Raw genomic sequence first — 4,802 nt, forward strand, 5'->3', positions numbered from 1 at the left:
ATTAAATATTGTCTCAGATAGACTTTCTAGCTATACAATACCAACTAAAGTTGTTTTTAATGAATCTAAACATATCAAGGTTCAATCATGGTATGATGATATTACGAATAATTTAATAGAAAGTTTCTTTAAAAGATTTAAACATAAGTATAAAACTTGTCATGGCTTTAAATCTGAAGCATCAGTTCAAGCGCTTTTACAAGGTTTCTTTTTCTTTTATAACTATATTATTCCACATAGTAGTTTAAACGGAGAAACACCTGCAAGATTAGTTGGAGTGTCATACTCAGAACTTCAAAGAAGTAACTTATTATTATTTTAAAAATTAAAAAGAATATTTTTTTGAGCATAGACATCTATGCTTTTTTGTGCTATTCTTTTTAGAGATAAAATATTTTTTAAATCATTCTAAATACCTTTTCATATTTTCTTGAGCTAGTTTTCATTTTAAATTAACAGATTTTTCTTGATATTAGTTTACTTTATTTTTTTTATTTTGTCCATAGCTAGACTATTAAATTTTTATATATTTTCGATTTTTATTAAATCTAACTCTATTTCGAGAACTCTCGAAATAGAAAATAGTATAGCTTTATATTCCACTCTGATTAAATATAAAGAAAGAATAGATTTTAGTGTCATAGATGGAGCTAGAACAGATTTACATTCCACTCTGATTAAATATAAAGTGGTGAAATAAGATCGAATTTAGATCTTTGTAAAAGATTTACATTCCACTCTGATTAAATATAAAGGGTATAAAAAGTTGTAATAATGAGAAAGCTACCTATGAATTTACATTCCACTCTGATTAAATATAAAGTTTGATCTACAACAGCTTTTTGATAGCATGACAACATCTATTTACATTCCACTCTGATTAAATATAAAGTTATAGCCAAGCATAGTTGCTGTTTTAGTTTTACCTGTATTTACATTCCACTCTGATTAAATATAAAGGAACTATGACTTGAATCTTGATTTTTTTTATAGTACATTTACATTCCACTCTGATTAAATATAAAGCCATTATTCCTATTTTTTCTAACTTTTCTTTTTCTTTGATTTACATTCCACTCTGATTAAATATAAAGCGACCAGAAATTACCAAGACCTAAAGGACTTGGTTATATTTACATTCCACTCTGATTAAATATAAAGACGTTTTCTATTTATCCTTTAGTTTTCTATTTATCCTTTATTTTATAATACATTATCTACTTAATTTTGTCTATCCCTAATTTTTTTATTCAACTTTTCTATTTATTTTTTATTTATTTTGAATAAACTCCTATTTTTTCTATATTTCCCTTCATTGTCGAACCCCACTATTTTTAGCATTATCATATATAGACAAAAAAACTATCCAACGAATTGGATAGTTAAAACAGATATGGTAGAAATAGACTCCATATAGATATTGATATAACTGACATAACAGTACTGAAAACAACTACTTTACTAGCAAAAATATAATCACCATCAAATTTTGCAGCAAGTATAGCCGTTGTACTTCCTGCTGGCATTCCACTTAATAACACAACTATTCCTGTACTCATATAATCCAAACCAAATATATAGCAAACTACTAAAGCACTTAAAGGAATAAGAAATAGTCTAATCATTGTATATTTTACTAATAACCAAGAAAAAATTGAACTTAAATTATCGATCTCTCCTAACATAGTTCCTATCAATATCATCGATACACTTAAAGTACAATTTCCAATAGTCTTTATAGTATACTCAATAGGAGTTGGAAATTTTATAGGTAAAACCATATATATCAATCCTATATACACAGCTATAATACATGGATGTAAGGCAACTCTTTTAAAAACTTTCATTGGGCTCTCTGCCCTAGTAAAACAAGATATTCCAGCTGACCAAATAACTATTCTTTGAGGTATCATAGCTACAGACGCATACATTACACCCTCTACTCCATATATGCTCTCTATTATTGGTAATCCTAAAAAAGCAGCATTTGAACAAACAGTAGCATATTGTAAAACTTTTTTCTTTCTTTCCTCTACATTATTATATAGTTTCTTACTATAAAATAGACATATTACTTGAGCTAAACAAGCAAAATGAAGTACAAGTAAAAATTTTATAAATATTTCTAAATTAAATTTCATATTAAATGAACTTATAATATTGGCTGGTAAAAAAATATAGATTAATAAATCTGTTAATACACCTTTATTTTCTGGTTTAATTATTCCACGTTTACTTGTAATAGTTCCTATTGCTATTAGTATAAATAATATACACTGTAAATTCAAAATTCTGCTAATATCCACTATCTTCCTCCCATTAATATTTAATAAAAGGTATGATAAAATTTATCATACCTTCCTTAAACTATATAATAATTTTTGAAAAAAATCAATAAAATACAAGATTTTTTCATTCCTAATATGGAAAAAGAGGATAAGTAAAAAACTTACCCTCTTAATTATTAAATTAATAAACTTTATTATATAATTTTTCTATATCTTCTAAAGTTACAGCTTTTGGATTTCCTCCTGTGCATACATCAGCTAATGCATCTTTAGATAGTTTAGGTAATCCCTCTTTTGGGATATTTAATTCCCTCAAATTTTGAGGAATTCCAACATCAATAGCAAGTTTTTTTACTGCATCTACTGCTGCTTGTGCTGCTCTTTCTTTACTCATTCCAGTTGTATCTACTCCCATAGCTTTTGCTATATCTCCATACTTATCTATACATGCTGACATATTAAACTCCATTACTGTTGGTAAAAGTAATGCATTTGCTACTCCATGAGGAATATCATATACAGCTCCTAAAGGGTGAGCCATTGAGTGAACTATTCCAAGTCCTACATTAGAAAATCCCATTCCTGCTATATATTGAGCTATACTCATTCCTTCCATATCTTCCAAATTTTTATTAGCTACTGCTCCTCTTAAATGTTTAGCTATTAATTCTACAGCCTTTAACTCAAACATATCTGAAATTATGTGAGCTCCTTTAGTTATATATCCTTCTATTGCATGAGTTAATGCATCCATTCCTGTCGCTGCTATTGTTCTATTAGGCATAGTTAGCATAAGTTCTGCATCAACAATAGCTACTAGTGGAATATCTTTCGGATCTACACACACTATTTTTCTATTCTCATCTTCCAATGTTATTACATAGTTTATTGTTACTTCTGCAGCTGTTCCACAAGTTGTAGGTAAAGCAATTATAGGAACACATTTTGTATGGGTAGGGGCTACACCTTCTAGTGATTTTATATCCTCAAATTCAGGATTATTTTTAGTTATAGCTATAGCTTTAGCTGTATCTATTACAGATCCTCCACCTACTGCTACAATAAAATCTGCTTCTGCCTTATTAAAGGCTACCAATCCATCTTTACAATTTTTTACTGTTGGATTTTGTTTTATATCCACATATATATCATAAGGTATGTTTGCTTCATCTAGAACTTTTTTTACTTTGTCTAGTACTCCACAACTTTCAAGAACTTTATCACTTACAAGCAAAGCTTTTCTATATCCTCTAGCTTTTACCTCAGTTGCTAAATTTTCTCTACTTCCTATTCCAAAATAACTTGTTTCATTTAATATATATCTTGCTACTCCCATTTTCTTTTCCTCCCTACATATTTTAATACTTCCCTATACTTTAGTTATAGTACTTTATTTTTCATTTTTCAAGAGGTTTTTGTATATTTTTTATCTTTTTATTGACATTGCCATTCTACGATAAGTGTGTCTTACTCCTCTAATTGTTTTTCCATATTCAAGAATATTTTCTGGTAAAGACATTCCTATATATCCAGCATCACCTAAATGGTGTAAGTCAGTTCCTGACATTTTACACATAAGAGCTATCTACTTTATTGTAGCTGTATCTGCCCCTTCTTGAGAAGTTCCAATAGCTGTCAAAGTTAATTTTCCAGCCTTATGTGTATGAACTACTAACTCTCTTACATATTCCATTGTTATTCCTGGAACTGTTCCTGGAGCAGGCATTAGAACAATATCAGCTCCTGCTATAATAAACTCATCAATATCTTTTTTAGTAATAATATTTTCTCCTGCTTCACTTAAAATTCCAGCTGCATGCATCTTTCCAGCTACTAAAACAACCTTATCTCCTATATTTTCCTTATATATCTTCAAAGTATCTACAATAGCCTTATTTGTTACACCTATTCCAGGATTTCCAGTCAAGACTATAAAATCTACTCCCATTTCCACAGCTTTTATTGCATTCTCTAATGTTGCCTTACGTCCTGATGAAAGTTGCCAAGTTTCATCTGTTGCCACACTACTCTCTACTCCAACTTCTAGCGGCTCTAAATTTATTCCAACTTTTCTTCCTGTTAATTTTTTTATCTCTCTAATTATTTCCGATTTTTCAACCTTTGGTAGCCCATTTACTTCTGGATTATTTACATCAAATACATTCAAAATTATCATATCAGCTCCCATAGCTGCAACAAATTCAGCATTGCTGATATCTCCCAACATAGGTTGAACTTTACCTATAGTCTCACAAACAATTAATCTTCCTTCACTCGCTGCTATTGCTTTTAAAAACTCCTCTTTACTCATCTTCTCTAGATCACTAGCTGTACAATCCAAATATCTTTTCATATTAAACCTCACTCCTTTGTGAACCTCTCTCACTTAAAATTACTTTGTAATTTTTGAAGTGGGAGCTTCTTCTTGGGAAGTAGTTGCTTTTGTTAGCCAACTATATTTACCAAGCTAACCCCGTAGTTCCTACGGTTCTTTTTAGTTTTAGACTGCTTGTT

The 4,802-nt window shown here is 29.5% G+C and carries 5 protein-coding genes and 1 CRISPR repeat array; of the genes, 1 reads left to right on the top strand and 4 read right to left on the bottom strand.

What is annotated here, in order from left to right:
• On the top strand, positions 1-322 hold a 322-nt coding region (locus tag IAA47_07695), incomplete at its 5' end, for a transposase (GenBank protein ID MBU3842847.1).
• A gap of 268 nt (positions 323-590) precedes the next feature.
• A CRISPR array of direct repeats spans positions 591-1,161; the repeat unit is 30 nt; unit sequence ATTTACATTCCACTCTGATTAAATATAAAG.
• A gap of 221 nt (positions 1,162-1,382) precedes the next feature.
• Here the strand turns inward: IAA47_07695 and IAA47_07700 are convergent.
• The 4 genes from IAA47_07700 to IAA47_07715 all read right to left on the bottom strand — a co-directional run bounded on the left by IAA47_07700 (position 1,383) and on the right by IAA47_07715 (position 4,641).
• Positions 1,383-2,306 (bottom strand): AEC family transporter, encoded by a 924-nt coding sequence (locus IAA47_07700; GenBank protein ID MBU3842848.1) that lies wholly within the window; start codon positions 2,304-2,306, stop codon positions 1,383-1,385.
• 163 nt (positions 2,307-2,469) lie between these two features.
• The gene (gene fucO / locus IAA47_07705; GenBank protein ID MBU3842849.1) at positions 2,470-3,624 is read right to left on the bottom strand and encodes a lactaldehyde reductase; all 1,155 of its coding nucleotides are present in this window, start codon (positions 3,622-3,624) and stop codon (positions 2,470-2,472) included.
• Positions 3,625-3,714: 90 nt separating this feature from the next.
• Positions 3,715-3,864 (bottom strand): hypothetical protein, encoded by a 150-nt coding sequence (locus IAA47_07710; protein ID MBU3842850.1) that lies wholly within the window; start codon positions 3,862-3,864, stop codon positions 3,715-3,717.
• Positions 3,865-3,873: 9 nt separating this feature from the next.
• On the bottom strand, positions 3,874-4,641 hold the full coding sequence (locus IAA47_07715) for a haloacid dehalogenase-like hydrolase (protein MBU3842851.1): 768 nt from the start codon (positions 4,639-4,641) through the stop codon (positions 3,874-3,876).
• Between the last annotated feature and the right edge of the window lie 161 nt (positions 4,642-4,802).

The organism is Candidatus Fusobacterium pullicola (assembly GCA_018883725.1).
Classification (GTDB): Bacteria; Fusobacteriota; Fusobacteriia; order Fusobacteriales; family Fusobacteriaceae; genus Fusobacterium_A; species Fusobacterium_A pullicola.

Bases quoted from the DNA above. Each gene is read 5' to 3' on its own strand.
- IAA47_07710 (MBU3842850.1), bottom strand. From the start codon at position 3,864: ATGTGTAAAATGTCAGGAACTGACTTACACCATTTAGGTGATGCTGGA.
- fucO (MBU3842849.1), bottom strand. From the start codon at position 3,624: ATGGGAGTAGCAAGATATATATTAAATGAAACAAGTTATTTTGGAATA.
- IAA47_07715 (MBU3842851.1), bottom strand. From the start codon at position 4,641: ATGAAAAGATATTTGGATTGTACAGCTAGTGATCTAGAGAAGATGAGT.